The sequence below is a fragment of the Paenibacillus sp. A14 genome (assembly GCF_036864815.1).
Taxonomy (GTDB): Bacteria; Bacillota; Bacilli; order Paenibacillales; family Paenibacillaceae; genus Fontibacillus; species Fontibacillus sanfengchensis.
This window is the reverse complement of the sequence record NZ_JBAGJD010000006.1, coordinates 167,551-194,271: the sequence shown is the minus strand read 5'-3', so window position 1 is coordinate 194,271 and position 26,721 is coordinate 167,551. Positions and strand designations below refer to the sequence as shown.

Below are 26,721 nucleotides of genomic sequence, written 5' to 3'. Positions count from 1 at the left end.
GAGTCTTGTTATGAGCCACTTCTGGTCTAATACCATCTGGTATTTGTTATTAGGTGTCACAACCATAATTCAAGTCGTCTATACTTTGTACCTTTCGGAAAACCGCTGCAGAACCTTTGCGTTCTATTTGACTCTTGTCGGCCTTCCTCTATATTTCGAAACATTTATCCTTATTTTCCTAGATGCATATGTATATTACCCAAAGATTATCCGCAGTCCAAACCTTGATCCCTTTAATGATGTGTTAGTGGGCAACCTGTTCTCGCAGACCGCTGTGGCAGCATCTGCGTTGTTATTGGCGGTTCGCCAAAAGCTGTTTTCTTGGTATGTGGTTGTTGCCTTCCTTTACTGTGTAGTGGAAGAATTCTTTAAGGCGTTGGGTATATACAGTCAACATTGGTGGAAAACCTGGATGACATTCATTGGACTGCTCCTGATGTTTGTCATTACGAAATGGATGTACTCCCGCTTAGTCCAGGGGCTTCGAACGATATACTACTATGGCTATATCATATTTGGAATGTTCCCAGTCTGTACTGTACTCTTTTTATGGGGTGTACTCGACTTGTCCGGCCTTATGCGATTTAAGGCAACTTTGCTTTCTAACCCCAAAATAAGCCGGTACGGTCTATATCTAGTCTTTTTTACCATCTCATATCCAATTATGGTATGGGGGTACTTCCGGCAACATTGGATATGGAAAGCAGCAGTCTTTGCCGTTGTAGGTGCTACTATATATTTAGGGTATCTATGTCATTTGTTAATCTTTCGAGAAGGTTGGTTCATACCAATAAGTATCCTCATGATCCTTTGGATATACGTTTCGGTATGGATATTAGATAGCTTATACAGAGGACAATTCTAAAGGGTAAATCAAAGCCAAAGCCTGTCTCAACCGTTCAGATCGGTCATTTGTCTGCGTCGGCCAAAACGGACGAGTTAGCATCTTCCATAAAATGGATGATGCAGAGATAATGAGAAAGTGCAAGTGGCTTTTTCAACCTGTTACAAAGAAATCCCGAAAAGAATTCATCTAACTTACTACTACCCATTTAATAATCCTCTGAATGAAGTATTTGATTCAAAGTTCTTGACTATGACGTTGGGTCATAGTGCATAATTCTCCCTATAAACTACTTGGGGTGGGAGAAATGAATATAAAATCACTGCGTTCAGATCAAATTTATCAAAAAATAGCCCAGGCTTCGCCCGAGGAAAAGCTTGAATTGTTCAGAAACGAAATGATGGCTCCCTTTATGAAACAATGGCAAATTCAACAGATCCGTTTTAGAGCTGAAAAGGCGAATGGTTTTGACGTTATTACGTTTAATAGTATGATGCATCGATCCCCAGATCAGATCAACCAGCAGATTCTACGCGAGGTGGAGTTGATTTCGTCAGATTCTTTTTGGCTAGAATGTGAGGAAACTGTTAAGAAAAGCCTACAACTATTTATTGAACATGAAATAAACCTCCCCGTATCCGACTATTTGTTTACCATTCAACTTGGGAATCCGGAAAACCGTTCCTTAACCATAAACGAGGGATATAGCGGCTTTGGGGGCATTCCCGGGTTTATCTGGGGCACAATCTTGCCAAATGAGTACACGATTCCTCGAATGAAGGCTGCGCTGGCGCACGAATGCAACCATAATGTGAGGTATCAATTTATTCAGTGGGATCACACCGTTAATTTGGGCGAACTAATTGTAAGTGAAGGATTGGCCGAAAACTATGCTACGTTCCTGTTTGGAGAAGAATTGCTCGGCCCTTGGGTAACGAAAACAAACGCAGAAACACTTAACAGGCGCATAAAGCCTGTGCTTAAAGAGCAATTGCAATTAACCGGGTTTGATAAATTTGCTCCGTATCTTTACGGTGACGAGATCGCAAAACTTCGAAACTTTAAACCAGTCAATATGCCTTATAGCGCTGGCTACGCTTGCGGATATTATTTAATCCGATATTATTTAAGAAAAACAGGAAGAACGATCTTTGAGGCCACAGTAACCCCTGCCGCTCAAATACTAGACGAGGTAAAAGGATTTTGGGATGAAGAAACCATTATTAGCTGTTAAAGATATTGTTCAGATTACGGGCATTACAGCTCGGACCCTGCATTATTACGATAGAATTCATTTATTTAAACCGACACATCTGACGGAAAAAGGGTATCGCCTATATGATCGAAGCAGTCTGGGAACGCTTCAGACGATTTTGCTATTCAAGGAATTGGATTTTTCCTTGAAAGAGATTGCGGACATTTTAAAGCTGACCAAACAAGAACAGAAACTAATATTAAAGAAGAAGAGACAAACCCTATTATCGAAAAAACAAAGACTAGAAACCATCATGATAGCCCTCGACGAATACGTTTCGGGGAAGGACATTAGTCAGTTGCAAATCTTTAACAATTCTTCCGTTTTGCCATTGAAAGAACAATACGCAAATGAGGCAAAATTCATTTATGGTGAAACAGAAACGTATAAAGAGTTTAATGAAACGTTGGAAAAATTATCTTCAGAGGATCAAGAGGAACGCTTTCAATCTATGGAGGAAATATTCAAACAAATGGCGGCTTGTATCGATCAGGATCCTGCCTCCGATGAAGTGCAGCGACTCATCGAGGAGTGGAAAGAAAATCTAAGTCAATTCATGACTTGTGATGCAGAGTTACTGGCTTGCATTGCCCATACCTACAAATTCGATGCACGATTTAAAAACTATTTTAATCAGTATGGCAGTGAGGATTTAGCGGATTTTCTTTACAGTGCGATTTTGTATCATATCAATCGGTAAAATTATAACCTCCCGTCTAGGAGCTAATTAAAATATAGCTTCTAGACGGGAGGTTTTGTTATGAAAATGAGCTCTGGATGAGGGAATAGATGAGTATATTTATAGTCGACCTTTCGTCGTTGTCATCTTTTCAAATATGATGTTTATGTATAATTGCGGGTTTAACCTTATTAACAGTGGAATGGAGGGCTTCATAATGAGCGAATTAAAAGCCGCAACACTGACACAGATTTTAAGCAATATGCTCGGTACAAAAATAGTCAGCGCCGATTTTCAAACCAAATCATTGCATGGCGGTACAGTGGGGGATGTACAGGTTGTAACGGGCTATGCCAAAACCACGGATGGCGGGGATTTTCCCTATAAAATCGTTTTAAAGACGCAAAAGAAATGGAAGCGCTACGGTGATCCCGATTCCTGGCGTAGGGAATATGACTTCTATAAATCCAATTTAGGCGTTCTGTTTTCAGAATCATTCCGTTGGCCTGAATGTTATCACGCTGAAATGAACGAAGAACAAAACGAAACGCAGATTTGGATGGAATATATCGATGGCATATCCGGTTTAGACTTGACCGGCGATATGTATGAACGCGCAGCCGAGGAACTAGGGCGGTTCCAAGGCAAGTTATATGCCGAGCAGCCAGTGGTTTTACAGAGCTTGACCAACCTGAGCAACGTGAATTATATGAAGAACTTCTATCTTCATTATGGGTCATGGAATCGAGTGTACGATTATATACGCTCCGACGATTGCGAAATCCCGAAACACTTGTGTAACATGCTCATCGACATTGATGAACAAGCAGATGAAATATTCAACCGTATTGAAAAGCTGCCGATCGTGCTGTGTCACAGGGATTTTTGGGTGGCAAACCTATTCTATTCAGACGGTAAAACCATACTCCTGGACTGGGATACCGCGGGATGGGGTTATTTGGGTGAAGATGTCGCAAGTTTGATCGCGGATGAAGCCGATATTGAACACATGGTTGAATATTACCATAGATGTATCCCGGCGTATTACAAGGGCTTTTCGGAATACGCGGACGTTTCACACCTAACGGATAACTGCGTTTATGAGATGATTCTACTCTTGTTCGGATACAGGCTTGTAGAGTGGTTTATGGACGCAGGATCGGGAAACCACCCCCAAGAACAAAACGATGAAAGAACGCTGCACATCAACACTCTGCAAAAAATCTATGAGATGAGGAATTAGCAGGAAATTCCCTGCTTATCCTCCTAATCAGGAATGGGGGGCCCAATGATGAATTCGAAATTAATCCTGATTGAGGGGTTACCGGGATTCGGGAAAACAACAACCGCTCAATTGGTTCATGAAATACTTACAGAGATGAACATGAAATCGCAGCTATTCTTGGAAGGAAATCCAGAACATCCCGCTGATTACGAGGGAGTCGCCTTTTTTCAGAAATGTGAATTCGATGAGCTATTAAGTACCCATATAAATTTCAAGGACTTGTTAAGTCATCATGTGATAAAACAAAATAACCATTACTTCCTGCAATATCGAAAAATAAAGAATGAGTATGGGGCAGATTTTCCAGATGAATTGCTGCACGCCGTTGCCAAAAACGATGTATATGAATTGCCGTTGGATCAAAACAGGAAGCGGATTGTAGAAAGATGGAAGAAGTTTACGGAAAATGCTTTGAATGGTTCGGAAACGTTTGTTTTTGATTGCTGTTTTATACAAAACCCTGTAACCATGGGGATGATTAAATATGGAGCAAAAAAGGAAGACGTTATAAGTTACGTTACAGAACTCGCAACCATCGTTGAGCGGCTAAATCCATTGTTGATTTACATAGAACAAAACGATCTTGATCTTTCTTTCAGAAGGGCTGTAAAGGAAAGGCCTAAAGAATGGTCAGAGGGATTTATTGAATATTATACAAACCAAGGGTACGGAAAAAAGCATAATTACAAAGGGTTAGGAGGAACTTTGCGGGTTCTTGAAGCTAGGAGGGAATGGGAAGAAGAAATTTTTAACGGCTTAACCATAGCCAAGAAAAAAGTGAATAACTCTTTATATGATTTAAGCGAGTATAAGTATGGTTTGGTGGGGATTTTATCGGAATATATCAACTCATAAAACAGTGAATTTCGAAAAAACCGCATTTCCCCAGTACCTGCACCACTCGGTTGCCATATTATATCTATAGCTCCTCACTGACCAGGAAGGGAGATGAATAGATGACATTTCCTCTTTATATTGTTGCAGGAACTAGCGGTTCAGGGAAATCGACAGCTGTAAAGGTAGTACGTAAAATAATGGGTTCTGGCTTCAATGTTTATGATATGGACACGATCATTGTCGATGGAAATTTCCAGACGGCTTGCCAACTGTGGCTCAGGATTGCATATGCAAACTCATTAAGCGGGAATACGACCATTTTATTTGGAGCCGTTCCTTATCCGTACGATGTAAATATATGTGATCATTTTCATTTCTTTCATCCAGTCCACTATTTACTGCTCCATTGCAATAGCTCCTGCCGAACTGAACGATTGCAGAAACGCGGCAAATGGACGAAACAGGGGATAGAGGGTACGAATATTTACGCGGATCAACTGTATAAAAATTATTTTTACGCAAACTTACCGATCATAGACACTACGAATATACCACCTGCACAAGTGGCGAACCAAATCAAGGAATGGATATTAACGAAGAAGCATAGCTGAGAATACTTTATTGGGCCACGCTGGATGATTACCGCAAATGGACAGGCCGCGTCCCGAACAATCACGCAACGGAAAGTCGCATCCGTTATGCTTGCAAAACCGGCGGGATCGAAAACTCCACTTGGGTGAAACATTCGAAACAAGGTAAGTTATAAGGTTCAATGAGCTATAGAAACGGACTAGCGTTCGACCATACGCTAGTCCGTTTCTGCTTGCATCGAGCCGCAAAATAAACCCAACCGCATGATTATTGTATATTGACAAAAAGGAACAAGACCGATTAGAATCGGAACGGTATGTTCAGTACGGGGCAACTGCGTTAGTGGAAAACGACAGGAACCTATAGAAACCATGGAAAGCCGCATACGTTGCGGTCTTTTTGTTTTAGGTCGGAGATTTTGCCAAAACAAAAACATTGGAAAAAATGTAAAGTAATCATTCAGACATCAGAGAGAGAAGAGGGGATTCATTATGAAAAGTGGTCTGGTCAACGCGATTATCGCGTATATCATGTGGGGGGTTCTCCCGCTTTATTGGAAGTTGTTCGACAATGTGCCGGCAGGCGAAATACTGTCACATCGGGTTGTCTGGTCGTTCGTCTTCATGGGTATTCTCGTCGCAGTCCAGCGTCGCTGGGGTGACATGAAGCGGATTGCCGCCAGCCGCTCGCTCCTGCTGTCGCTCGCCGCCAGCGGCCTGTTGATCGCCGCTAACTGGCTCATCTTCATCTGGGCGGTCAACAGCGGCCATGTTGTCGAGACAAGTCTCGGCTATTACTTGAACCCGCTGCTGAACGTACTGCTGGCGGTCGTCTTCCTTCGTGAGAAGCCAAGCCGCGGCCAATGGCTCGCGATTGCCATCGCTGGCGTTGCGGTGCTCATCATCGCCATCGACTACGGACGGTTCCCGTGGGTCGCGATCTCACTGGCCGTTTCGTTTGGCTTGTACGGCCTCGCGAAAAAGAAGATCGTACAAGACGCTTCTGTAGGCTTATTGTCGGAGACGGCTGTAATCCTGCCCGTCGCGCTCGCCTATTGGATTTATTTGGCCGCCGCGGGAAAGACGACGGCATGGTCGCTACCTGCGTCCACGTTCATCGAACTGCTTCTCTCCGGCGTGGTCACGGCGCTGCCTCTGCTCTTCTTTGCGCGGGCGGCCGCCCGGATGTCGCTGTCCGCGTTAGGCTTCGTACAATACATCGGGCCAACGATAATGCTTGTACTGAGCGTATTCGTGTTCAAGGAATCGGTCTCGCCGGTTCTGCTTATCGGGTTTGCGCTCATCTGGACCGCGCTCTTCGTATACGCTGCGGCATCGGTTCGCAGCTTAAAACTCGCAAAGGCGAGCTGACGGCAAAGGCGCCGTCATAACGGCCATTTCCGTCCAATGGGGCGGAGATGGCCGTTTTCCGTTCGTGGATGTCATCGTCGAACCGATAGCTTGTTATGTTAATAAGGGAAGCATTCAGAGACTTGTTGCGGAGTAAAGGATTTGATTCGATGACCATCAAGGATATCGCACAGAGAGCAACGATGAATTGCACCACCTTTTATGCCCATTATGAATCGAACGCGAGGTTTGCCTAATCCTCCAGGAAAAGGTAATGTTAAGTTGATTCCAATAAAGGTGTGAGGGGCAAAAATGATGCAAAGGGCGGTTTGGTGTTATGTTAAATCGGTTTAGCTGGAAAGAAAACGAGGTATATTTTATACCTGTTACTGAATCTGTTTCAACAGTCATTCAATTGCTGAAGAAGCCATATATTATTCTGTTTAACGCCTTTTCGCAAAATTCTATCACCGCTTGGGACAAGGTCAAATTACAGGATATTCAAGAATTTCGAGTTATCCGAGTGCTGCATTCGGCGGTGAAGCAGACCGCAACGCAAAAATTGAAAGATACCGCGATTGTCCCCACAACAGATGTGGATTTACCGAAACATTTTATCAGTCAAGATTTTGGAAATCACCCGGATTCATTTTCTCCTCGATTCAATTTGGTGTCTATCGATCCCGACACCGGCGATCTGGGAATGGGCAATCCGATTGTGGAAGCGGATATCTATCCCGCGAAATCGCTTGAACGATTAGAGCCTTATGAATTAACGGCATTGCATACGGCCAAAGATTTGATGAATAGGCTTTACTGGTCATACTCCATAAAATTTGGTCTGGATAAATATAAGGAGTGCTACCTGAATCGCATCATCCCCATTCCTGTCGACGAATGGGAGCAAGAGTACCTAAATGCTGGAGGGTATTCAATATGAAAGTAAGCATTCAAGGTTTGGTTTCGTCGGGAACCCCGGAAGCAATCCATCCGTGATCCCGCGCCCAAAGTTCCGGCAGGTTCCCATTCCGTGCATTGAGGGACAAGGTTTGGCTTCAAATTCAGGTCTGCGCGGCACACGTCTTGATCGTAGTAGAAGCCGAAAAACAGCCGATAGACAACCGAGGAACGATTGCTCCCGGTTTGGTTCTCCAATGGTTACGCTTTCTATGATTATTTTGACCAAATCCTGTACAACGTTGACGACGATGTAGTGGTTCCTGTTCAGAACGGGAAACTGTTGTCGCAAGGAAAAATGGCAACGGCGCAAACCGCATCCGAAACCAAGCCGGCAAGTTATGCGAATGATGGCAGCTACCAAACCGAGTGGACCGCCACAAGCAGCTCCTGGCCCCACTGGAGGACAGTAGGGGACAGCCCATTCATACATTTCGACTGATTAAAGCCCTCCTCATTTGGAGGGCTTTAACTTGACGTATTCACTATTGGTTGAGGTCAGTCATCCTTATATAAATTGAATTGCATTTTTTTGAACGATCGGTCGTTAAATTATTGACAATACATTAGGAAAATCCTTATAATGGCCTTAACTCAATGAAGGGGGCCTGAGGGCTATCAAGAAAAGAGATATTACATCTAGTCATATCATCCAAGCAGCATATGAACTTTTTGCAGAGTATGGGATAGAGAGAACGAGTTTGGGCATGATTTCCAAAAGAGTGGGAATTACTAAATCCTCCATATACTACCACTTTGACTCGAAAGAAGAGTTGATTAGCCGAACATTTGAGTATATTTTCAGAGATCATTATTTTGCTGCTTACTTTGATACTGGATCCGTTAATAAAGACAATTTTGTAGAGACGATAATTAGAGGCGGTTTAAAAATGCTGCCAAGCGATGACGAAGAGTACCGATCAACATTAAGAGTACTTAGTGAGTTTTCGATGCTGGCCGAGCGCGATGAGCAATTTAGAGCTCCCTTATTGAAAGTTCAACAAGATTTTGTAAACGGTTTTTTTAATTTATTGTCAAAGGGTTCTGAATTGGGTCTTGTCGAACCATCAAAAATCGAAGTTAGCTCTAAAATTCTTACCCTGCTTATTGATAATTTATCTAGATGTAAAATGATGAAGATGGATATGGAATATCAGATGATTTGGGAAGAGACTATTAATAGAATTATTATGCGAGAAAATACATAGTAGCTTATGAGGAGCGATACGTTTGAAACATATTATTATTACAGGTACATCAAGAGGAATCGGTGAACGTTTGGCTAATCAATTAATCGATAAGAACCACCACCTTATATGCATCTCTAGAACTACTAACCAACGGATTATCGATCAAGCCAAGGAAAAGGGCTGCAGAATTGATTATTTTAATTATGATTTAACAAATATTGGTGATATTGATCAACTTTTCGAAGACATCTTCAATCATATTGAGCTTTATTCCAACGATGAATCGATTTATCTTATCAATAATGCCGCCATGTTGACTCCTGTGAGCCCAATTGAACGGATAGGAACTGCAAAAATAATAAGTAAGGACCTTTTCCCATATGTTAATGAATTCATTCAACTTTCTGAGGAAGGGAAATTACAAACGCCTGAATACACTGCGCACAAATTAATTGAGATTCTATTAAGTGAAGATTTTGGAAAGGCTGTCGTTATAGAAACTATTGATCAATAAGGAATACCTTAAATTCAAAATAACCCTTGAAATATTCTTATCGTGGTATACTCAGAGCATGAGCTAAGCACTATCAAATGGGAGGGGAAATCAGAATGAATCAGGAAGTTAAAGCCTACATCGAAAATCTGCCGAAATGGCAAGGGGAGATTAGTTCAACTCTGCGAGAGATGGTTCATGAGACAATTTCGGAAGTAGAAGAACGGATTCAGTACAAGAAACCTCACTTTTTGAAAAATGGACATTATGCAGCGGTGATCTCACCTTCAAAGGATGCCATTGCGTTCATGATCATGAACGCAGACAGTATCGATTTTCCAAAAGAATTCGAAGGGCCTGCTGAACGAAAGTGGATCAAATTGCGGGAAGGCGACACTCCGGATCTCGCCCTGTTGTCAAGTCTTTTAAAGCAAGCCTCCAGCACGTTGTAACGTACATTATTTCCCCATGCCGCTTCTGAATTTCCATGGTATCTGTCTTTTTAAAACTTCGCGCACATTCGGAGATGCTCAGATGCGTGGCATCGGCAATTTCCTGCAGCGTGATGGTTTCCGTTTCTTTGATCATCATCAAATCTTCGGATACGCCAACCGCAATAGCAGGTATGTATAGGCTTTATATTTCGGCTGTCATCACGCTTCCGTTCATTCCTTGGAAAACGTTCCGCTCCTTAAGCATGAACGCAAATCGGATAATAAAGACGAAACCCACCGTTCAAGGCTGACCGCCTTCGGTGGGTTTTATTTTCTTAAATAACCTGATTCTGTGGCAGAGCAAACCCTATTGACAAACCAGCTACTACGTGTTACTTTATAGCAGTAGTAAGTAATACTTCATACCAGTCATACAGAATAGCAAAGGGTGATTGTATTGGAAAACCTAACGGAAATGCTCAAAGGGGTGCTTGAGGGCTGCGTCCTTGAAATTATAAGCCGCAATGAAACCTACGGTTACGAAATCACGCGGCAACTGAACGCCCTCGGCTTCACGGATGTTGTGGAGGGAACGGTGTACACCATCCTGATCCGGCTTGAAAAAAACAAGCTGGTAGAGGTTACCAAAAAACCCTCCGACATGGGGCCGCCGCGAAAGTTCTTCGCGCTCAATGAAGCGGGGGGCGAGGAGCTGCGGAGGTTCTGGGAAAAATGGGAGTTCGTATCATCAAAACTTAACGAGTTAAAGGAGAAAAAACAATGAATTTTTGGGAGAAAATCACTGGCAGTGACATGAATAAAGAATTCAAAACTTTTGAATTGCGAGCCAAAAAGCTGCCGGTTGATTATCAAGCGGCATGGGAAAAAATTAATGCCTATCTTTGGCCACACTCCGATTTCACCGGTCGCAACCTCATGCCAATTCTTGACGGTGTGCTTGGCCTGCTCGAAGAATCGGCGGCGGACGGTCAGAGTGTCCGAGAGGTTTTGGGTGACGATATCAAAGGCTTCTGTTCAGCGCTGGCCGGCGAAGAAGGGGCAAAGACTTTTCGCGACAAGTGGCGCGAGCAACTCAACCAAAATATTGCAAAAAAATTAGGCAAATAGGAGGTGGATATGATGAGAATACGAGATATCATCGAAGGCAAAAAAGAGTGGCGAGCCCACGTGGCGCGTGTTAAAGCGCTCCCGCAGGACTACCAGATTGTTTATAAAGAGATCCAAAAATATCTCTTTAAGATCGGCCCAGTTGAGCTAACCGACGGGACGGGATTGCTCTCGGGGATTGTCGATCTTTTTGAAGAGGGCGCGGCCTCGGGGAAAGGCGTGCTTGAAGTGACGGGCAGGGACGTAGCGGCTTTCTGTGACGATCTAATCAAAGATTCAAAAACTTACACTGACATTTATCAAGAATCTGTTGGGGGGGATCGGGATGGAAAAAGCAATTAAAGTGAAAGGTCTGCTAAAGTCTTTCAAGGACACAGAAGTCCTAAAGGGCGTCGATTTTGAAGTGAAGCGAGGTGAGATTTTCGCCCTGCTTGGCTCCAACGGCGCGGGCAAGACAACGACTGTCAGAATCCTCGCCACGCTGCTCAAGCAAGACGGCGGAACGGCGACCATTAATGGATTCGATGTTCCAACGCAGCCCGACCATGTGCGGCAGGCGATTAGTCTGACCGGACAATTCGCCGCTGTGGATGAAATGTTGACCGGACGGGAAAATCTGATCATGCTTGCCAAGCTGCGTCACCTCAAAAATCCGCGTTGCCGGTATCCTGCTGATGGCTATTGCAAGCGGTATATCCTATACGGCTTACCGCTTGTTTTTGGATAAACAACGGGGCATCATCGAGCGGTTCCACTCTATGCCGATAGCGCGTTCCGCCGTACTGTGGGGGCATGTGCTGACCTCGCTGGTATCCAATGCGATTTCGGTTGTCGTCATCATTCTGGTTGCTTTGCTTATGGGCTTCCGCTCGTCGGCGGGGTTACTGCCATGGCTTGCCGTAGCCGGTATTCTCATGCTGTTCACGCTTGCCTTGACTTGGGTCGCGACGATTGCCGGAATGTCCGCCAAATCGGTGGAAGGCGCAAGCGCGTTTTCCTATCCGTTAATCTTCCTGCCGTTTATCAGTTCGGCGTTTGTGCCCACCGAGTCGATGCCCCGGATCGTTCGGGCCTTTGCCGAAAATCAGCCGGTAACCTCGATCGTGGAATCCATTCGTGCGCTTCTGTCCGATAAACCAGTAGGCAATGATATTTGGGTCGCTCTTGCGTGGTGCTTAGGGATACTGATCGTCGCATATCTATTTGCGGTGCGCGTCTACAAACGGAAAGAAGCTTAATGTTTACAGGAAGGCTCCGGATTCCGTGACAACGGTGAAATATTAGGAGACGAGTAGGGCGGAGTTCTAAAAGAAAACGGTCAAATTTCAAAGAGATAACGGAATTACTCTATAATATATTTAAAGGAGAATAAAACTAATGAATGTTGACGAAAAGGTAAATAATGTATTTTTAGAAACAAAGAAGAAATATAATTCGCTTCGTGAAGATGAGAGAAAGAAAATCATACGCTATCTATCTGAAAGAGGATTTACAGCTACGAACCGTGGGGGCAATGGACGACCTGATTATACAAATCATCGGCAACTGGAAAAAAGCTATGATTTGACCAACTGGAAATATATTGAAGCGACTAAAGGGGATATTAAATATTTCATTTCATTGCAGGCATTTGATAGGGATATAAAAACTACAAATTATCATGTATTAATGGACAGAATTGGTATCTGTGCTTTTTCCAAGGAAGTAAAAAAGCCAGATTACTTTAGTCTTATGCAGGTGACTTCTTTAGAACTACCTTTCGGAGAAAAGGAACTCGATGAATTGTTAGAAATAATGAACAATATAAATATTATAAATTAAAAATTTCAGAAATACTTCTTGCAATAAAAAAAGGTGAAACTATGTTTTCATTGAGTCCATTCTTGGCTCGGTTTATTCTAGCAGTAATTGGAATTATCATGCTTATCATGGGCGGTAGGCAAGTATTGACAGGAAGATATTGTTAACTATTCAGCTATTTCGTACTTGAAAATACCGTTGTGTTCGTAATCAACCAACTTGGCCTCAGACAATCTGCGATCAAAGAAGGAACGTTTTTGACCATCTTCATCGAATTTTTCTGGAAGAATTAGCGTGGGAGTACAATCAGGAATTGGTTGAGACAGTTGTTCTTTTAAAATATCGATGTGTCGGTTATATACATGGGCATCATCGATACACCAATACAATGTGCCTAAATCATATTCGCATTGATCAGCCATTAATCTATGTAATACTGCATATTGGTAGACATTAAATGGGTGACCTAAGGCCATATCGGCAGATCTTTGTTTAACGTGTAAATCAAGCACATTATTATTTACTTTCCAATTTGTAGCCCAAACACAAGGTTCCAAGGTCATTTCGTCCAAGTCATCAACATCCCAAAGACTGGTCATGATCCTACGTGAACTAGGATTTTTTTCAAGCTGATACAGTACATACTCAACTTGATTTAACTTTTCTACTTGCCAGGAAACTTTACGACATTTCTTGGCAAGTTGATATCCATAAGCCTTACCAATCGTATTTTCTGTGTTTGCCCATTCATTCCAGACCTTACATTTATGGTCTTGAAGCCAAGTCACATCATTTGATAGCTCTTGCCAAATCCATTCTAGTTCAATCAAAGGCGTTTTTTGAAAGACTCGTTTTGAGCGCAAAATTGGTAATCCGTCTTCAGGTTGGATTTTAAAATTGATTCCTTGGATAAACTTAGTTGGTGCAGGACTGCCATCTGCGTATTTTGCGCGAACCAAAGCAGGATCTTGATCAGTGCCGTTTTCAATAATATCCATTATTACATCACGATATATCTTGTCGAACCCTGTGTAATTAAGCATAAACTCACCCTTTTGATTTCTTTATATCAATGTTTATCATAACATATGGGGGACACTCAGGTTAAAAAAATTGTCTGATTGCCCTATGTCACTCGGAATTATCGGAAGCTCATGGAAGTGATGTTTGAAGAAGTCATTGAGGTTTCATTGGTCATTTACATGTGTTAACGGAACTTTACAGCAATATATACAGGTACCGCGGGTCCACTATAAGAAGCAAAAGCTTGTCTTATCGGCAGCAAGTTACTTCAATGACAACGGTACTAATGAATTTTTTAGTAGAGCACAAGCTAATTGTTATAGAACCTTTCCATGAGGATGGTTCGCTCAAGGACGATTTGGAACTGCGGAGCTCTGATTTAACCGATATAGGAAATGTATTCTTCAAAGAAGTTTTCCCCAAATGGTCTGCGTATATTGATCGTGGCGGAGATATTCAAAAAACAACCATTCTTTTAAAGGGATTGAACAAGTTGCAAATATAGCAAATGGGCTTTGACCATTTTTTACAAAGCAATTGAGACATATGTAAAGGAATTGAATTTTTGTAACCGTCGATCTGGAAGTGATTGACGGTTCTTTGTGCAGAAGAATTGACTAGGTATCGATTACCGATTAGGCATAAATCTAATCGTGGTTCAGTGGGACATGCCGAGATCCAGATCGGGCGATTTTACGGGGGGACAATAGAAGGGGCTGCGATCAGTCTCAGGAATGGTTACACTACATGGTTACGTGCTAAGTAAGCGTCTTACAAAATTGAAAGGTAGATGTAAGGAAAGTCGATAGCTTAGGCCAGCATGGTAGGATAATATTGGAACAAGCGAAAATTTTTATAAAGGAGAGTCGAGATGAGGCTGTTTGAACTGTTGCTTTATTTGTCAAACATCGGTTTGTTTGCATTAACAGTCCTATTAAAAAAAGAACGGCGTAGAATTCCAGTATTCGTTGCAAGCGGGATCGCCACACTTTTACTGGTCATTCATTGGATGGTAGAAGGATACAGAGTTCAGCTACTTTTCCCATATTGCATAACGATCATTTTTTTAGCCATTTCGTGTTATAGCTTTTTTAAAAAAACCGGTCCCAAAAAAATCCCACGATTCATGTTGGGTTCAACTTATACCGCTATAGCGGTCATGCTGATCGTTACAGCTGGTCTCATGTATACTTTTCCTGTATTTAAACTACCTGAACCGACAGGCGAATTTAAGGTAGGAACGCAAACTTTTCATCTCGTGGATACAAATAGGGAAGAGATTTTCGACGAAGCCAGAGATGGTAAGAGAGAATTAATGGTTCAGGTATGGTATCCGGCTCAAGCTGGCACCGGTAAGCACACTCCCTTTGTTCCCGATCCCCAGATATTAGATTATATGGCCGCGGACTATGGCCTTCCCGGGTTTACTTTTCAACATCTGAAGTACGTATCCAGTCATGCGTATTCGGGGGCCGAAGTCTCTTCGGCACAGACTTCATACCCGCTGATCCTTGCGAATCCCGGCAACGGCTCCTCCAGGTTCCTCCACACGTCGCAAGCCGAAAATCTCGCGAGTCACGGATATATCGTGGCCGTGATCGACCACACCTACAATACATTTGCAACCGTGTTTCCGGACGGGCGAATCACGACCAGCACAACCAACGACTTATTCTCGCCCAACGATGATTACCGGACGAGTAGAGCAGCTCGCGACAAGCTGGGTAAAGTTCTAACCGACGATGTGGCGTTTGCGCTGGACCAATTTGAACTCATCCAATCGGGGCAGATTCCAAGTCTTCTAAAAGGGAGGATTGATCTCGGTCATGTCGGGGTGTTCGGTCATTCCATCGGCGGAGCGACGGCCTATGACGCTTCTTACGATCCGCGAATCGCGGCTGGGATAGACCTTGATGGAGGGCTTTATCGACTGCGTGACAGAGAGAGTCTGCGAAAGCCGTTTTTGTTCATCAACTCGGAAAGCTATTTCGAACAATTAAAAATGGCGATGGATAACCGGAGCTACACAGATGCAGAGCTTAACCGTATGGGCGAAACAAGAGAGTGGATGGATCAAGTAACGGAAGATAAAAAGTTGGAGCTTGAACGGATGCGCGAAACGGTAGGTGAAGGGGGGCGAGTGCTCTATATCGAAAATACGGAGCATATGAATTTTGCCGACGTACAGCTCATTTCTCCGATTTTCAACAAGCTGGGTATTACAGGAAAGATTGCTCCCGAAAGAGCGAACTCCGTTATCAATGCCTATATATTGGATTTTTTCGATATGTATCTGAAAAATCAAGGCGGAGTCTTATTGAAAGGTCCGGATAACCGCTATCCTGAGGTGAAATTCGCAACCTTATCATTTCGCTAACGGGAGACGATAGCTCAATGAAACAGTGACAGTCTATGACTTTATTTTCACGTCCTGGCTGTCGCTGTTAATATTTTCACGTTCAGTCTAAAACTTATTTTGGGGGTCTAGCGTTTAGTGCTTAATAGTACATATGGAGGTAATTAAGTTTGAAAACTCACTACTATCTCAGTTGGTTTAATGATTTTTTTCCAGAGAAGCTGGTCAAATTGTTGCATGAGGATATAAAATTTCCCACTCAAAGATTCAAAAATTGGTTGAGACGCTCTAATTAAAGTGAGTGGCTGTGACCTAACAGAATTAATTCCTTTTGATGTATAAATTCAAGGCGTACAGCGAATCATCTCAGGTCTCCTCTCTATGATTGGAATACTGTTTGTAAACAGATGCAATCTTAATGTCCCCAGGACTTATTGTCGGGCAGAAATGATAAATTTTTTACCACCAATTTAAGTTGGCCGAATCCTAGCTGATGAATTAAAGAGAAAATAAGAGTAGGGAGTAGATTATGGAATACCTAGTAAGAGAAATCCATATAACCGACTATCAAGACATTTACTTGTTGAATCAAGAATTTAACCCCAATCTTTCAAGTTTTACCGAAGAAAAGGTCAAGGAAAAAATTGGAATTATTACAAGAGAGACAACAGATAAGATTTTTGTATTCGAACTCAATAACGAGATTGTTGGATATATCCATGGAAGTCGCCATGAGTTGCTTTTTGCCGATCCTTTGATCAATGTTTTAGGCTTTGTAGTAAAAGAACGCTACAGAAATCAAGGTATCGGTAGCAAGCTAATGGATTATTTAGAGCACTGGGCGCGGGAAGAGGGTTATTCCGGCATAAAGTTGTTGTCCCATCCGAGTCGCGAGCAAGCACATAGACTCTACCACAAAAGAGGCTACCAATTTACGAAGGATCAAAAAAATTTTATTAAGTCTTTTGATTAGCGCCAAATGGAATAAAAGGCATTATTTAAGGGAGACAGAGCGCCTAAAGTTACAGGACAGGAACAGCTTCAGCAGGTTGTTCAGGCACTGAAAGAATGGATGAAATCAGTACAAAAAAAGGACCGTAAGTGTTCATCTTCCATCGATGAATGCTTTCGGTCCTTTTATGTTTATCCTGTACCTTTATGCCCTGGCAGCATCTTTATAAAAATATCTAATCAATAAGTCCACCAACAATGAGTACCCGGAGCAGAGCCATGGAGTGTTCTCCTTTCTTCGGGTTATTACAAGTTATGTTGGGCTCAGTGGAATATAGCTAATCTTCCAGTTAGTGGAGGAATCTAAAGTGTCTGTGCTAAGATGAGGGTAAATTATGATTCAAGCTGGGGAACAAGGCTAGAAGGGGTGCATATTGAAGAAAATACTTGTCATTGACGATGAAGTCGCAATCAGAGATTTAATTGAGCTCGTACTGAGAAGAGATAACTACGTCGTTCAAACGGCTGAAAACGGTAAAATAGCCCTGCAGCTGCTGGATGCTTTTGGGCCGGACCTGGTGGTGCTTGACTTGATGCTGCCTGACTGCACCGGATATGACCTGTGCAAGGAAATCACCGGGAAACGTGCCGTTCCTGTGATCATGCTCTCTGCCAAAAATGAGGTAATCGACAAAGTGTTGGGACTAGAGCTAGGGGCGGAAGATTACATGACCAAACCCTTTGATAATCGTGAATTGCTCGCTCGGATCAAGGTGATTCTGAGAAGAAACGAGAGCAAGGAGGAATCAAGTGAAGGAACAGAAGTGAAATCTACACGCATCATTCATGAAGAGCTGACATTTGATCTGGAAAGCCGAAGGGTGCTGAAAAACGGTGTACCCGTGTCTTTAACGGCCAAAGAGTTTAAAATTCTGGAAACGTTACTCAAAAGGCCAGACAAAATCTTTACTCGGGATGAGCTGCTGCAGATCGGATGGGGATATGACTTTATGGGAGACAGTCGCAGTGTGGATATGACCATCATGCGATTACGGAAGAAGCTGGAGGATAACGCGGACGAACCGAAGTATGTCAGGACGATCTATGGATTTGGCTATCAACTTGGAGGTGGCGAGGCCTGAAGTATGCAACCCGGTTACTGCTGAATTATTTATTTTTCTCCGTGCTGTCCTTTAGCATCATCATTTTTGCGGTGAATAAAGCCATCGATTACTACAGCTTCATTACCATTGAAAAACAGATGATAGAGAAGGCGGATCTGTCCGAGTTGTCCTTCCGTGAGGTGTTGGCACAGCATAGATCATCGACAGGAGAGCCGCAGACAAAAGAAATCGTCAGACTTGCTCTGGAGAAGCTGAAAGCTTCAGGCAAGGAAGTACGTATCTATGATAGCTCCAAGCAGTTGCTGGGCTTGGCTGTGGATGGCATCATCATTAATGATGGCAAACCTCATATTTTTAAAAAAAATATTGAGAAAGCCCTGAGCGGCAGTTATGCCTACACCGTAACGGAAGATCATCTGCTTTATTTTGCCACTCCCATTCAGGATCAATACTACCAAAACGCTTATGTGTATGAGTTCGTGGAGGACATTTCCTACTTTTATGCGATTATGGATCAAATCCGTTATATCCTGTTTGCGGGTGCAGGCGGATTTATTGTACTGATTACGTTATCCAGTCTGTGGATTGCCCGCAACACAACCAAGCCGATTAAGCTGTTGCTTGGCGCTGCGAAAAGTTTCTCTAGACAGGAGTTTCGGAGAGTTCATCTAAACCGGAAGGATGAGCTGGGTATGCTGGCAGATGGGCTGGATTCCATGGGGCGGCAGCTTCATGATTACATTCAGTACCAGAAACAATTTGTCTCCAACGTATCTCACGAGTTAAAAACACCCTTGGCAGCAATTCGTGGTTTCTCTCAATACTTGTATGAAGGGGAGAACGAGAACAAGGAGCTGCAAAAAATCTATGCTCATCTGCTGCAGGAATCGGATCGGCTGACGCGCTTGATTAATGAACTGTTGTTGCTATCCCGATTCGACAAGGCTGGTTCTAACGAACTGGAAGTCGAGAAGACGGAAATGAACGAACTGATTCAGCAAGTCGCAACGAGTATGGGTGCCAAGGCCAAAGATAAAGGAATCGAGATTATGTTCAAGGAGGCGGAAGCGGAACCGGAGGATAAGCTTATGACGAGAGTCCACGCCAACGTGAATCCAATGCTGATGTCCCATGCGATCGCCAATCTTGTGGACAATGCCATCAAATATTCAGGAAGTCCATCGCTAATCGAATTGAAGTTGGAACATACGCCAAGCGAGGTAGTTATACGGATACGTGATCAAGGTATCGGTATCGCGGGCGATGAACTGGAGAGAGTGCAGGAACGCTTTTACCGGGCGAAAAATGCAAGCACAGCGAACGGTTCAGGTCTAGGACTTTCTATTTGCAAAGAGATTGTAGAGCGGTTTAATGGATATATTAACATGGAAAGTCAAATCGGGGAAGGAACGACCGTTACGATTGTGTTACCCCGTGCGTAAACACGCGCGTAAATAGTTAACGTTACAAGATTGATACAATTCTGTTATGAGACTAACAAATGCTTTTTTTATAATCACTTCATAAGAAGAAATCACACATATGGAGGGATCATGATGAAATTGATAAACAAAGCTACAGCTGTTATCCTGCTGAGTATTTTACTAACGATGGCACTGACGGGCTGTCAGTCCAATAATGCCAAGTCGCCAGAAGCGGCGCAGAACTCGGCTGAAAAAAACACGTCGAACGAACAGGCCAAAGGCAAAGGAGCACTAAATTCTACTACTGCGCCTGCTTCAGAAAATTCGAAAGGACAAAGTGCTGAAGTTATTAAGGAGGGTTCGATGGAGAAGGAAGGCAATGTGGTGCTGAAGGAGCTTGCTTTTGTCTATAATAAGCACACCATTGCGATTTCGGATACAGCGAATGAAGATCAGATGGAACAGATGCTGGGCAAACCGGATAACCTGAAATCTCATACGTACAGTGCCGATGATGGAACAAACATGGATATGTTAATCGGTTTTACAGAAAAGGTTTATACGTATCCTGGTCTGGAGATTAAAACAATCAGTATACCGAAGGGGAAACAAGACTCCATCTTTCATATCGAAATTACAGATCCTAAGTACGCGACAGTGCGAAACATTAAAGCAGGAGATAGCCTGGATACACTCAAAAACGCCTACCCTGAGGGAAAACTGCTTGGTAATGGAGGCCCTAATGAGGAGGATGACTTCCGTTACGAGCCATCCAATTATGTGGATGTGATGTCGTTTCATATCAAGGATGCCAAGGTGGAAAGCATTCAGATCTACAGCCTTCTGGACTAATATTTAGCGTGATCGATGTTGGTAAGCCATTCAAACTTAGACATGGTACAATTTTGCCATACACAACTTTTTTCCAAGTGATGAACATAAGATCCTTCAAAAAACAGTCGACAACAAGAAGAACTGTCGGGGGACATGAACATGGTCCCAAAGAAAGTCGCTATTTTAGCGGCTTTTTTGTTTTATCGGCTTGTCCAAATCGAAGGACAAGAACATATATCCTTTACCGAAATGGACAAGAACATGCATCCTTAACCGATCAAGCTCATAAAACGATTATGGAAAGAAATAAAAAAGAAAAAGGGCAAGGTACGGGAATGTCGAAGGAGAAGAGAACAAGCGCCCGTCCTGAGCCTCTAGGCGATAGAAGACTTCTTCAAACTGGCCAACTTTTCTTATATCGGTGCTGGTAGTCATAGTCAATTTCCTGGTCATGAAGCAGTTCTCAAGTGCTGCCGGCGGGGCCGCCGGCAGCACTTGAGAGAGTTGGATCGGTGCGCGACCCCGTGCGCGTTAGGGGCAGTTCAGGGCCGTTCAATGCCCGCGAAGATGCGCAGGACTTCGGCCGCATGGACGGTGGGGTCGAATGGTGGGTTGCCAATCCCATGTGTGATAGGTTCCGTGGTCACGGAGTTCCAAAGCCGATCGTGCTTGCCTGCGGCAAAGTCGAGTAGGGCGTCGCGGACGAAGGTGTCCCGGATGGCTTGCTCGTCGCTATGTCGGGGGCGTTGCTGGCCGACGATGCCGTACATCTCCGTGCCGTGTACGGCTGGCGCACCCTCGACAGGGCCAACGGCGAGCAGGTGGGCGTTGCCGCCTGCAGCGGCGTGGGCGAGTGCCGCACGGGCGGCGGGTAGGGTATAGAGGTAGTCAGTCAAGAGCGCCCCGCGTACTTCGACCGGAGTGCGTCCGTTGACCTCGTAGGCGGCGACGATGCGCCGAGCACGGCTTCGAGGGATCCGAGACTTCGTTACCAATTCGTCAACGAGGTTGTCGATGCTGCCCGGGTCGAACTGCTCGGTCGCGTTGATAACCCACCAGTCCCCCTCGTTCGTCGCCGTACTAAAGAGAATGTCGACGTCGCGGTGACGCCCGGATTCGATGACACGCAGCGGTGTGTCGGCGAGAACGCCACCGGTCTGAGAGTGATCGTTCACGATGCCAATAGTCGTGTTGTCGATGCCGTTTCGGTCGCCGATATCACGTGGGTTAACCTTAACGAGCGTCTCGGCGAGGAGCTTCCCATCCAGGGTGAGCAGTTGTTCGGGTTCGTCCGCGATGCCGAGTTCGGTGAGAAACTTGATCGCTAGTTCTTCAGCCCACCAGGCCGGAACGATCCGAGATGCGCCGCCGGAGAACGCAGCGAGGCGCTGGTAGAGGCCGTCGGCCGCCGGAGCTGCGAGGAGCGCTATCGAGGAGAACGCGCCGGCGCTGTGGCCGGTGACGGTGACGTTCTGAGGGTCGCCACCGAAGCGAGCGATGTTCTCCTGCACCCATCTGAGCGCGGTGATGATGTCCTGCAGGCCGAGGTTAGTGGCGTCCGCGAAGGCGCCACCGTATTGGGAGAGCGAGAGCCAACCGAAGGGGCCGAGCCGGTAGTTCAGGGACACCCCAATGGCGCGGCCGGTCGCGGCGAGACCTGAGGCGTTCGAGGTGGTCTGGGTGTTCGCGCCGCGTTCGAAGCCGCCCCCGTAGATGTAGACGACCACGGGGAGCGGTTCGTCGCCAGCGTCTTCGGGTGCCCAGACGTTGAGGTTCAGGCAGTCCTCGCTGAATCCGTTGTAAGCCTCCAACCAGCTATTGTCGCCGGGTTGCAGCGGGGCGGGTCCCTTCTGGTCGTATGGCAGGGCCGGGTTGAACGGCAGCAAAATGGGTCGGCGGAAGCGTTCTGCACTGGCGTAGGGGATGCCCAGCCAGGAGCGGACCGCTTGGCCAGCGGTATCGGTCATATGTTCGGTGCTTCCGTTGAGGGTATGGTCAGGTTTCATTTGTATTAGTCCTTTCATAGGTAAGATGATATGATCATTTTAGGTCATTGTTTATAATAATAAAAGGTGAAATTAAGACTATGACTGACATATTTCGGACATTTCAATCAGCCCATCGGCCTTGGATTATTGAGGATGCCGTGATGGTGCGCGCATCCAACAAGAGGAAGACATCGAATGCCATAGCTACCACTATTACCATTATTGAAGTTGGCATTGCCAGCTACCTATTTTTGATTGATTTTATGTTTCCTGAAAGGTGTATACCCACCTGAATACAGTGATCCCGCCTGAAATCCCAGGGATTTCGCAAAGAGCAGCGGATCACATTCCTTTTTCTGTTCCATTAAATTTAACATAATTTGGGCACATGCCCGGGCATCATCGAGCGCGTTATGGTGATTTAGACGAATCCCGAAATAGTGAGAGATAATGTTTAATTTATGGGAGGATAACTCTTGTAGCAGCTTTTTCCCAATTCTGTACGTACATAAATATTGTATCTCTGGATAGCTTTTTTCAGCGGCATCTAAACAATACCTTAGCACGCTTATATCAAAAACAGCATTATGTGCAATAATAATTTCTCCGGATATTAGTGGTTCAATGGTTGTCCATAGTTCTCCAAATGCAGGTTGCTTGTCAACCATGGAAGGTGTAATACCATGGATGGCAATATTCATTCGATTAAAGGGCTGTTGTGGATTAATTAGCCATTCATATTCACCAGTTACAATCCCATCTCTAACTTGAACTAAACCAAGAGAGCACGCACTCGATCGGTTTAAGTTTGCCGTTTCAAAATCAATTGCTGTAAAATTCAAAAGTTCATTCTCCTTTATCTTTCTATACCTTAAACGTAGGATAGAACCCTCCTATTAAAATACTTTTCCTTTTAAGGGATAAATCTTATCGGAAGAAATAAATATCATTTCTTCCGGAAAAAACTTTTTAAAATACTTTTCCACTCTAAGATGAATATCCATTTGATACCATCCTGACAACTCGTTCTCTTTAAACAAAAATGGCATGCCTAGGCGCTCAGAACGTTTCCCTCTTGTTCCATCTCCAATGTTAAGTGTGTCGATGTAGATCCGATCAACGATGGACTCCAGTATTTTAGGAAAATCGGGTGTGAATGGAAGTACAGGCGAAATGGAAGCTTGGGTAGCGATTCCTACGTTATTCACTTCTTTTAATGCCTTCAAGCGTAACTTAATACCCGGAGCATGGGGAGCGAACAATCGTTTCATATCTTCCCGATCGGTTTCTATAGTCATAGAGACAAGGACCTCGCATTTTTGATTTAGTTCAAGTAATAGATTAAGATCCCTTACTACAAGAGGACTTCGTGTTTGTATCTGAAGGAAATCTGGAGGGTATTTAACCATTTCCTCTAAAATAGAGCGTGTTAGCTCCGTCTTCCGTTCCAGTGGTTGATAGGGATCTGTTGCAGTAGACATAAAAAGATTAATGGACTTATTTCTCCGGCGGAGATTGACCATCTCATTCCGATATTTGTCGGCCGCATTTGTTTTGGTGCTTACCCATTCTCCCCATGGAGTATCACTGTACTTCTGAATAGGCATTTCTCTAACGTAGCAATACCTACATCCAAATGCACAACCACTATAAGGATTTAATGAATGTGTGAAACCAACACTTGAATCTCCTTGCATTTCAGTTAAGATTTTTTTTGCTGTTATGCTATTAACCCGCATGTTATACTTCCTTATTTTGGGTAATGATCTCACATTAGGATTTTATGTTATTCCTAGCCACTACCTGTTTTGTTTCGTTCCAATATTATGGTATGATCATTTTAGGTCATTTGTCAGCTTTGCTGAAGGCAAAAACGGGAAATTTAGTGATATTTTACGGACATTTCGATTCATCAAATACTTTTAAAGGAGGTTCGTGTAATCGTTCATTCATTCAAACAGGAAAATAATATAAGACCTCTTAAATATAAACCAGTGTTTTCTTACCCATACGATCTGGAGATTTTTAGTGTATCTTCTCTCAAAGAGCGAACACCAGAGGATAGTATGAAAATTACTTATCGTTATGAATTTTATATGCTCATTTGTGTCACGGAAGGAAGGTGTACTCAATGGGTCGATTTTGAACCCATCCCTTGTAAGGAAGGAACACTGATAGTAGTAACACCGGGACAAGTCCATAATTTTGGACACGATGAAAACTGGGACGGATGGGTTATTCTATTCCGTGAAGAATTCCTTCTTCCTGCTTCACTTTCGTTGAGTGAACTGAATTTAACGTTTGATATTGGGAGAGCGCCTAATAGTTTGACTTTAAATAATACAGAGCTGCATCGGGCAATCACTTTAATAGAGCAAATGGTTCAAGATTCTTTAATTCAAGTAGCCAAAGAGGATGTTCATATGTTGTTACGCTATCAGCTTTATGCATTCGTAGCTTGGCTCAACATTATCCATAAACAAAAAAATATCCCTACTACTTCTCAGGTCTCACAAAAGTTTTTAAAATTTCAAGAATTAGTGGAGAAAAATTATGCCAAGTTAAATCATGTTAGTGACTATGCCGCCCTTTTAAATTGCACAGAAAAAACATTAACAAGGGTTACGGTCGCATCTGTTGGAATAAGTGCTAAAGCTTTCATATCCGCTCGAATTAGTCTCGAAGCTAAACGTTTATTAATGCATACAGATTACTTGATTAGCGACATTGCAGAAATGCTTAACTTTCAAGAAACTACTCACTTTAGTAAATTTTTTAAACGTGAAACTGGATATACTCCTGTAGAATTCCGAAAGCAGAACCTTTAAAGGGAGTGATACTGTGATACAAGGAACATTATTTGATAATGAACATGATCGACCTTTGGCTAGTCGTGTGCGTCCTCAATCGTTGGAAGACTTTATAGGCCAAAAACATTTACTTGGCCCTGGAAAAGTTCTGCAAGATATGATCAAAAATGATCAAGTGTCATCTATGATATTTTGGGGTCCTCCAGGGGTTGGCAAAACAACACTAGCTAAAATCATTGCCAATCAAACCAAGTCTAAGTTTATTGATTTTAGTGCAGTAACCAGCGGTATTAAAGAAATCCGAAATATAATGAAGGAAGCTGAGGAAAACAGGAAATTAGGGGAGAAGACCCTCTTATTCATTGATGAAATTCATAGATTTAATAAGGCACAACAGGATGCCTTTCTTCCGTATGTGGAGAAAGGGAGCATTATTCTCATCGGCGCGACAACCGAAAATCCATCGTTTGAAGTTAACTCAGCCTTGTTATCTCGTAGCAAAGTTTTTGTACTTCACCAACTAAGCAGTGAAGATATTGTTGAATTATTAAAAGAAGCGATTTTGAATCCTAAAGGATTTGGAGATCAAAAGATAGGTTTAGAAGAGGGCGTACTTTCTGCGATTGCAGAATATTCAAATGGAGATGCCAGGGTGGCATTAAACACCTTAGAAATGGCTGTGCTTAACGGAGAGAAACAAGGGGAATATATTGAAATTAGCAAAGAAGGGCTGCTAAAAATTATTCATCGAAAATCACTTTTGTATGATAAAGATGGGGAAGAACACTATAATATCATTTCCGCACTGCATAAATCGATGCGAAATAGTGATGTAAATGCATCTATTTATTGGTTGTCTCGAATGTTGGAATCAGGTGAAGATCCTTTATTTATTGCTCGTAGGCTAGTCAGGTTTGCAAGTGAGGACGTGGGTTTAGCGGATAATAGGGCTTTGGAAATCGCTGTTTCGGTGTTTCAGGCATGTCAATTCATAGGGATGCCAGAGTGCGATGTACATCTAACACAAGCCGTTATATATCTGACCCTGGCTCCCAAATCGAATTCCGCTTACTTGGCTTACCGCTATGCGAAAAAAGATGCCCTACATTCCATGAGCGAACCTGTTCCCTTGCAACTTCGGAACGCTCCAACAAAGCTTATGAAAGAGCTGAACTATGGTAAAGGGTACCAGTACGCCCACGACACAGAAGAAAAGCTAACAACCATGCAGACCATGCCAGACTCCCTGATCGGACGCGAATATTACCATCCGACAACACAGGGGTCTGAATTTAAAATTAAACAAAGGATGGAAGAAATTGCAGCATGGCACAAGAAAAACAACAATGAATAGCTTTACAGATAGGAG

The 26,721-nt window shown here is 43.5% G+C and carries 28 protein-coding genes and 2 pseudogenes; 26 read left to right on the top strand and 4 right to left on the bottom strand.

Translation table 11 applies throughout. From position 1 onward, the window contains the following. The first annotated feature begins 1,151 nt into the window (after positions 1–1,151). From V4U88_RS17490 to V4U88_RS17405, 18 genes and pseudogenes are all read left to right on the top strand, one after another. A complete protein-coding gene (locus V4U88_RS17490) occupies positions 1,152–2,078 on the top strand; it encodes a DUF2268 domain-containing protein (RefSeq protein WP_334074530.1) in 927 nt (308 codons plus the stop codon). Beyond that, positions 2,053–2,799, top strand: a complete 747-nt coding sequence (locus V4U88_RS17485; RefSeq protein ID WP_334074529.1) for a MerR family transcriptional regulator — start codon at positions 2,053–2,055, stop codon at positions 2,797–2,799. Before V4U88_RS17490 ends, V4U88_RS17485 begins: the two co-directional genes overlap by 26 nt. Before the next feature lie 196 nt (positions 2,800–2,995). Then, a complete protein-coding gene (locus V4U88_RS17480; RefSeq protein WP_334074528.1) occupies positions 2,996–4,021 on the top strand; it encodes an aminoglycoside phosphotransferase family protein in 1,026 nt (341 codons plus the stop codon). 48 nt (positions 4,022–4,069) lie between these two features. Beyond that, on the top strand, positions 4,070–4,918 hold the full coding sequence (locus V4U88_RS17475; RefSeq protein ID WP_334074668.1) for a hypothetical protein: 849 nt from the start codon (positions 4,070–4,072) through the stop codon (positions 4,916–4,918). A 101-nt stretch (positions 4,919–5,019) separates the two neighbouring features. Beyond that, the gene (locus V4U88_RS17470) at positions 5,020–5,511 is read left to right on the top strand and encodes an AAA family ATPase (RefSeq protein ID WP_334074527.1); all 492 of its coding nucleotides are present in this window, start codon (positions 5,020–5,022) and stop codon (positions 5,509–5,511) included. A gap of 471 nt (positions 5,512–5,982) precedes the next feature. Further along, complete coding sequence (gene rarD, locus V4U88_RS17465) at positions 5,983–6,861, top strand: EamA family transporter RarD (RefSeq protein WP_334074526.1); 879 nt, start codon at positions 5,983–5,985, stop codon at positions 6,859–6,861. Between the two features lie 95 nt (positions 6,862–6,956). Then, entirely contained in the window at positions 6,957–7,097 is a 141-nt protein-coding gene (locus V4U88_RS17460) for a TetR family transcriptional regulator (protein WP_334074525.1), read from the top strand. An 80-nt stretch (positions 7,098–7,177) separates the two neighbouring features. Then, positions 7,178–7,780: a hypothetical protein gene (locus V4U88_RS17455; protein WP_334074524.1), complete on the top strand. Its 603-nt coding sequence runs from the start codon at positions 7,178–7,180 to the stop codon at positions 7,778–7,780. Between the two features lie 192 nt (positions 7,781–7,972). After that, a complete protein-coding gene (locus V4U88_RS17450) occupies positions 7,973–8,239 on the top strand; it encodes a hypothetical protein (protein WP_334074523.1) in 267 nt (88 codons plus the stop codon). 265 nt (positions 8,240–8,504) lie between these two features. Then, positions 8,505–9,005 carry a TetR/AcrR family transcriptional regulator gene (locus V4U88_RS17445; RefSeq protein WP_334074522.1) on the top strand — a complete coding sequence of 167 codons (501 nt, stop codon included), beginning with the start codon at positions 8,505–8,507 and terminating at the stop codon, positions 9,003–9,005. A gap of 22 nt (positions 9,006–9,027) precedes the next feature. Further along, the gene (locus tag V4U88_RS17440; protein WP_334074521.1) at positions 9,028–9,501 is read left to right on the top strand and encodes an SDR family NAD(P)-dependent oxidoreductase; all 474 of its coding nucleotides are present in this window, start codon (positions 9,028–9,030) and stop codon (positions 9,499–9,501) included. 95 nt (positions 9,502–9,596) lie between these two features. Then, positions 9,597–9,932, top strand: a complete 336-nt coding sequence (locus V4U88_RS17435) for a DUF1801 domain-containing protein (protein WP_334074520.1) — start codon at positions 9,597–9,599, stop codon at positions 9,930–9,932. 457 nt (positions 9,933–10,389) lie between these two features. Next, positions 10,390–10,698, top strand: a complete 309-nt coding sequence (locus tag V4U88_RS17430; protein ID WP_334074667.1) for a PadR family transcriptional regulator — start codon at positions 10,390–10,392, stop codon at positions 10,696–10,698. Then, positions 10,695–11,042, top strand: a complete 348-nt coding sequence (locus V4U88_RS17425) for a DUF1048 domain-containing protein (RefSeq protein ID WP_334074519.1) — start codon at positions 10,695–10,697, stop codon at positions 11,040–11,042. Before V4U88_RS17430 ends, V4U88_RS17425 begins: the two co-directional genes overlap by 4 nt. Positions 11,043–11,054: 12 nt before the next feature. Next, positions 11,055–11,384 (top strand): DUF1048 domain-containing protein, encoded by a 330-nt coding sequence (locus V4U88_RS17420; protein WP_334074666.1) that lies wholly within the window; start codon positions 11,055–11,057, stop codon positions 11,382–11,384. Then, positions 11,368–11,736, top strand: a pseudogene (locus V4U88_RS17415) (ATP-binding cassette domain-containing protein); the annotation flags it as partial. The gene V4U88_RS17420 and the pseudogene V4U88_RS17415, both read left to right, overlap by 17 nt. Next, a pseudogene (locus V4U88_RS17410) lies at positions 11,705–12,280 on the top strand (ABC transporter permease); the annotation flags it as partial. The pseudogenes V4U88_RS17415 and V4U88_RS17410, both read left to right, overlap by 32 nt. Before the next feature lie 139 nt (positions 12,281–12,419). Next, complete coding sequence (locus V4U88_RS17405; RefSeq protein WP_334074518.1) at positions 12,420–12,863, top strand: hypothetical protein; 444 nt, start codon at positions 12,420–12,422, stop codon at positions 12,861–12,863. A gap of 146 nt (positions 12,864–13,009) precedes the next feature. On the opposite strand, the gene thyA is transcribed toward V4U88_RS17405, so the two are convergent. Further along, positions 13,010–13,885 (bottom strand): thymidylate synthase, encoded by an 876-nt coding sequence (gene thyA, locus V4U88_RS17400; RefSeq protein WP_334074517.1) that lies wholly within the window; start codon positions 13,883–13,885, stop codon positions 13,010–13,012. A gap of 251 nt (positions 13,886–14,136) precedes the next feature. Between thyA and V4U88_RS17395 the strand changes: the two genes are divergently transcribed. From V4U88_RS17395 to V4U88_RS17370, 6 genes are all read left to right on the top strand, one after another. Then, positions 14,137–14,370, top strand: coding sequence for a hypothetical protein (locus V4U88_RS17395; RefSeq protein ID WP_334074516.1), 234 nt, complete (start codon positions 14,137–14,139; stop codon positions 14,368–14,370). A gap of 366 nt (positions 14,371–14,736) precedes the next feature. Further along, positions 14,737–16,242, top strand: coding sequence for an alpha/beta hydrolase family protein (locus V4U88_RS17390; protein ID WP_334074515.1), 1,506 nt, complete (start codon positions 14,737–14,739; stop codon positions 16,240–16,242). A 508-nt stretch (positions 16,243–16,750) separates the two neighbouring features. Continuing rightward, positions 16,751–17,194, top strand: a complete 444-nt coding sequence (locus tag V4U88_RS17385) for a GNAT family N-acetyltransferase (RefSeq protein ID WP_334074514.1) — start codon at positions 16,751–16,753, stop codon at positions 17,192–17,194. 412 nt (positions 17,195–17,606) lie between these two features. Further along, entirely contained in the window at positions 17,607–18,314 is a 708-nt protein-coding gene (locus V4U88_RS17380) for a response regulator transcription factor (protein ID WP_334074513.1), read from the top strand. Positions 18,315–18,355: 41 nt separating this feature from the next. After that, on the top strand, positions 18,356–19,738 hold the full coding sequence (locus V4U88_RS17375; protein WP_334074512.1) for a sensor histidine kinase: 1,383 nt from the start codon (positions 18,356–18,358) through the stop codon (positions 19,736–19,738). Positions 19,739–19,849: 111 nt separating this feature from the next. Next, positions 19,850–20,572, top strand: coding sequence for a hypothetical protein (locus V4U88_RS17370; RefSeq protein WP_334074511.1), 723 nt, complete (start codon positions 19,850–19,852; stop codon positions 20,570–20,572). Positions 20,573–21,096: 524 nt separating this feature from the next. Here V4U88_RS17370 and V4U88_RS17365 read toward each other — a convergent pair. From V4U88_RS17365 to V4U88_RS17355, 3 genes are all read right to left on the bottom strand, one after another. Beyond that, a complete protein-coding gene (locus tag V4U88_RS17365; protein WP_334074510.1) occupies positions 21,097–22,560 on the bottom strand; it encodes a carboxylesterase/lipase family protein in 1,464 nt (487 codons plus the stop codon). A gap of 227 nt (positions 22,561–22,787) precedes the next feature. Continuing rightward, positions 22,788–23,384, bottom strand: coding sequence for a 3'-5' exonuclease (locus tag V4U88_RS17360; RefSeq protein WP_334074509.1), 597 nt, complete (start codon positions 23,382–23,384; stop codon positions 22,788–22,790). Positions 23,385–23,438: 54 nt separating this feature from the next. Continuing rightward, positions 23,439–24,281, bottom strand: a complete 843-nt coding sequence (locus V4U88_RS17355) for an SPL family radical SAM protein (protein WP_334074508.1) — start codon at positions 24,279–24,281, stop codon at positions 23,439–23,441. Between the two features lie 327 nt (positions 24,282–24,608). Here V4U88_RS17355 and V4U88_RS17350 point away from each other — a divergent pair, with 327 nt between their 5' ends. Further along, positions 24,609–25,370 carry an AraC family transcriptional regulator gene (locus V4U88_RS17350; protein ID WP_334074507.1) on the top strand — a complete coding sequence of 254 codons (762 nt, stop codon included), beginning with the start codon at positions 24,609–24,611 and terminating at the stop codon, positions 25,368–25,370. A gap of 13 nt (positions 25,371–25,383) precedes the next feature. Beyond that, entirely contained in the window at positions 25,384–26,706 is a 1,323-nt protein-coding gene (locus tag V4U88_RS17345; RefSeq protein ID WP_334074506.1) for a replication-associated recombination protein A, read from the top strand. Positions 26,707–26,721: the final 15 nt, after the last annotated feature.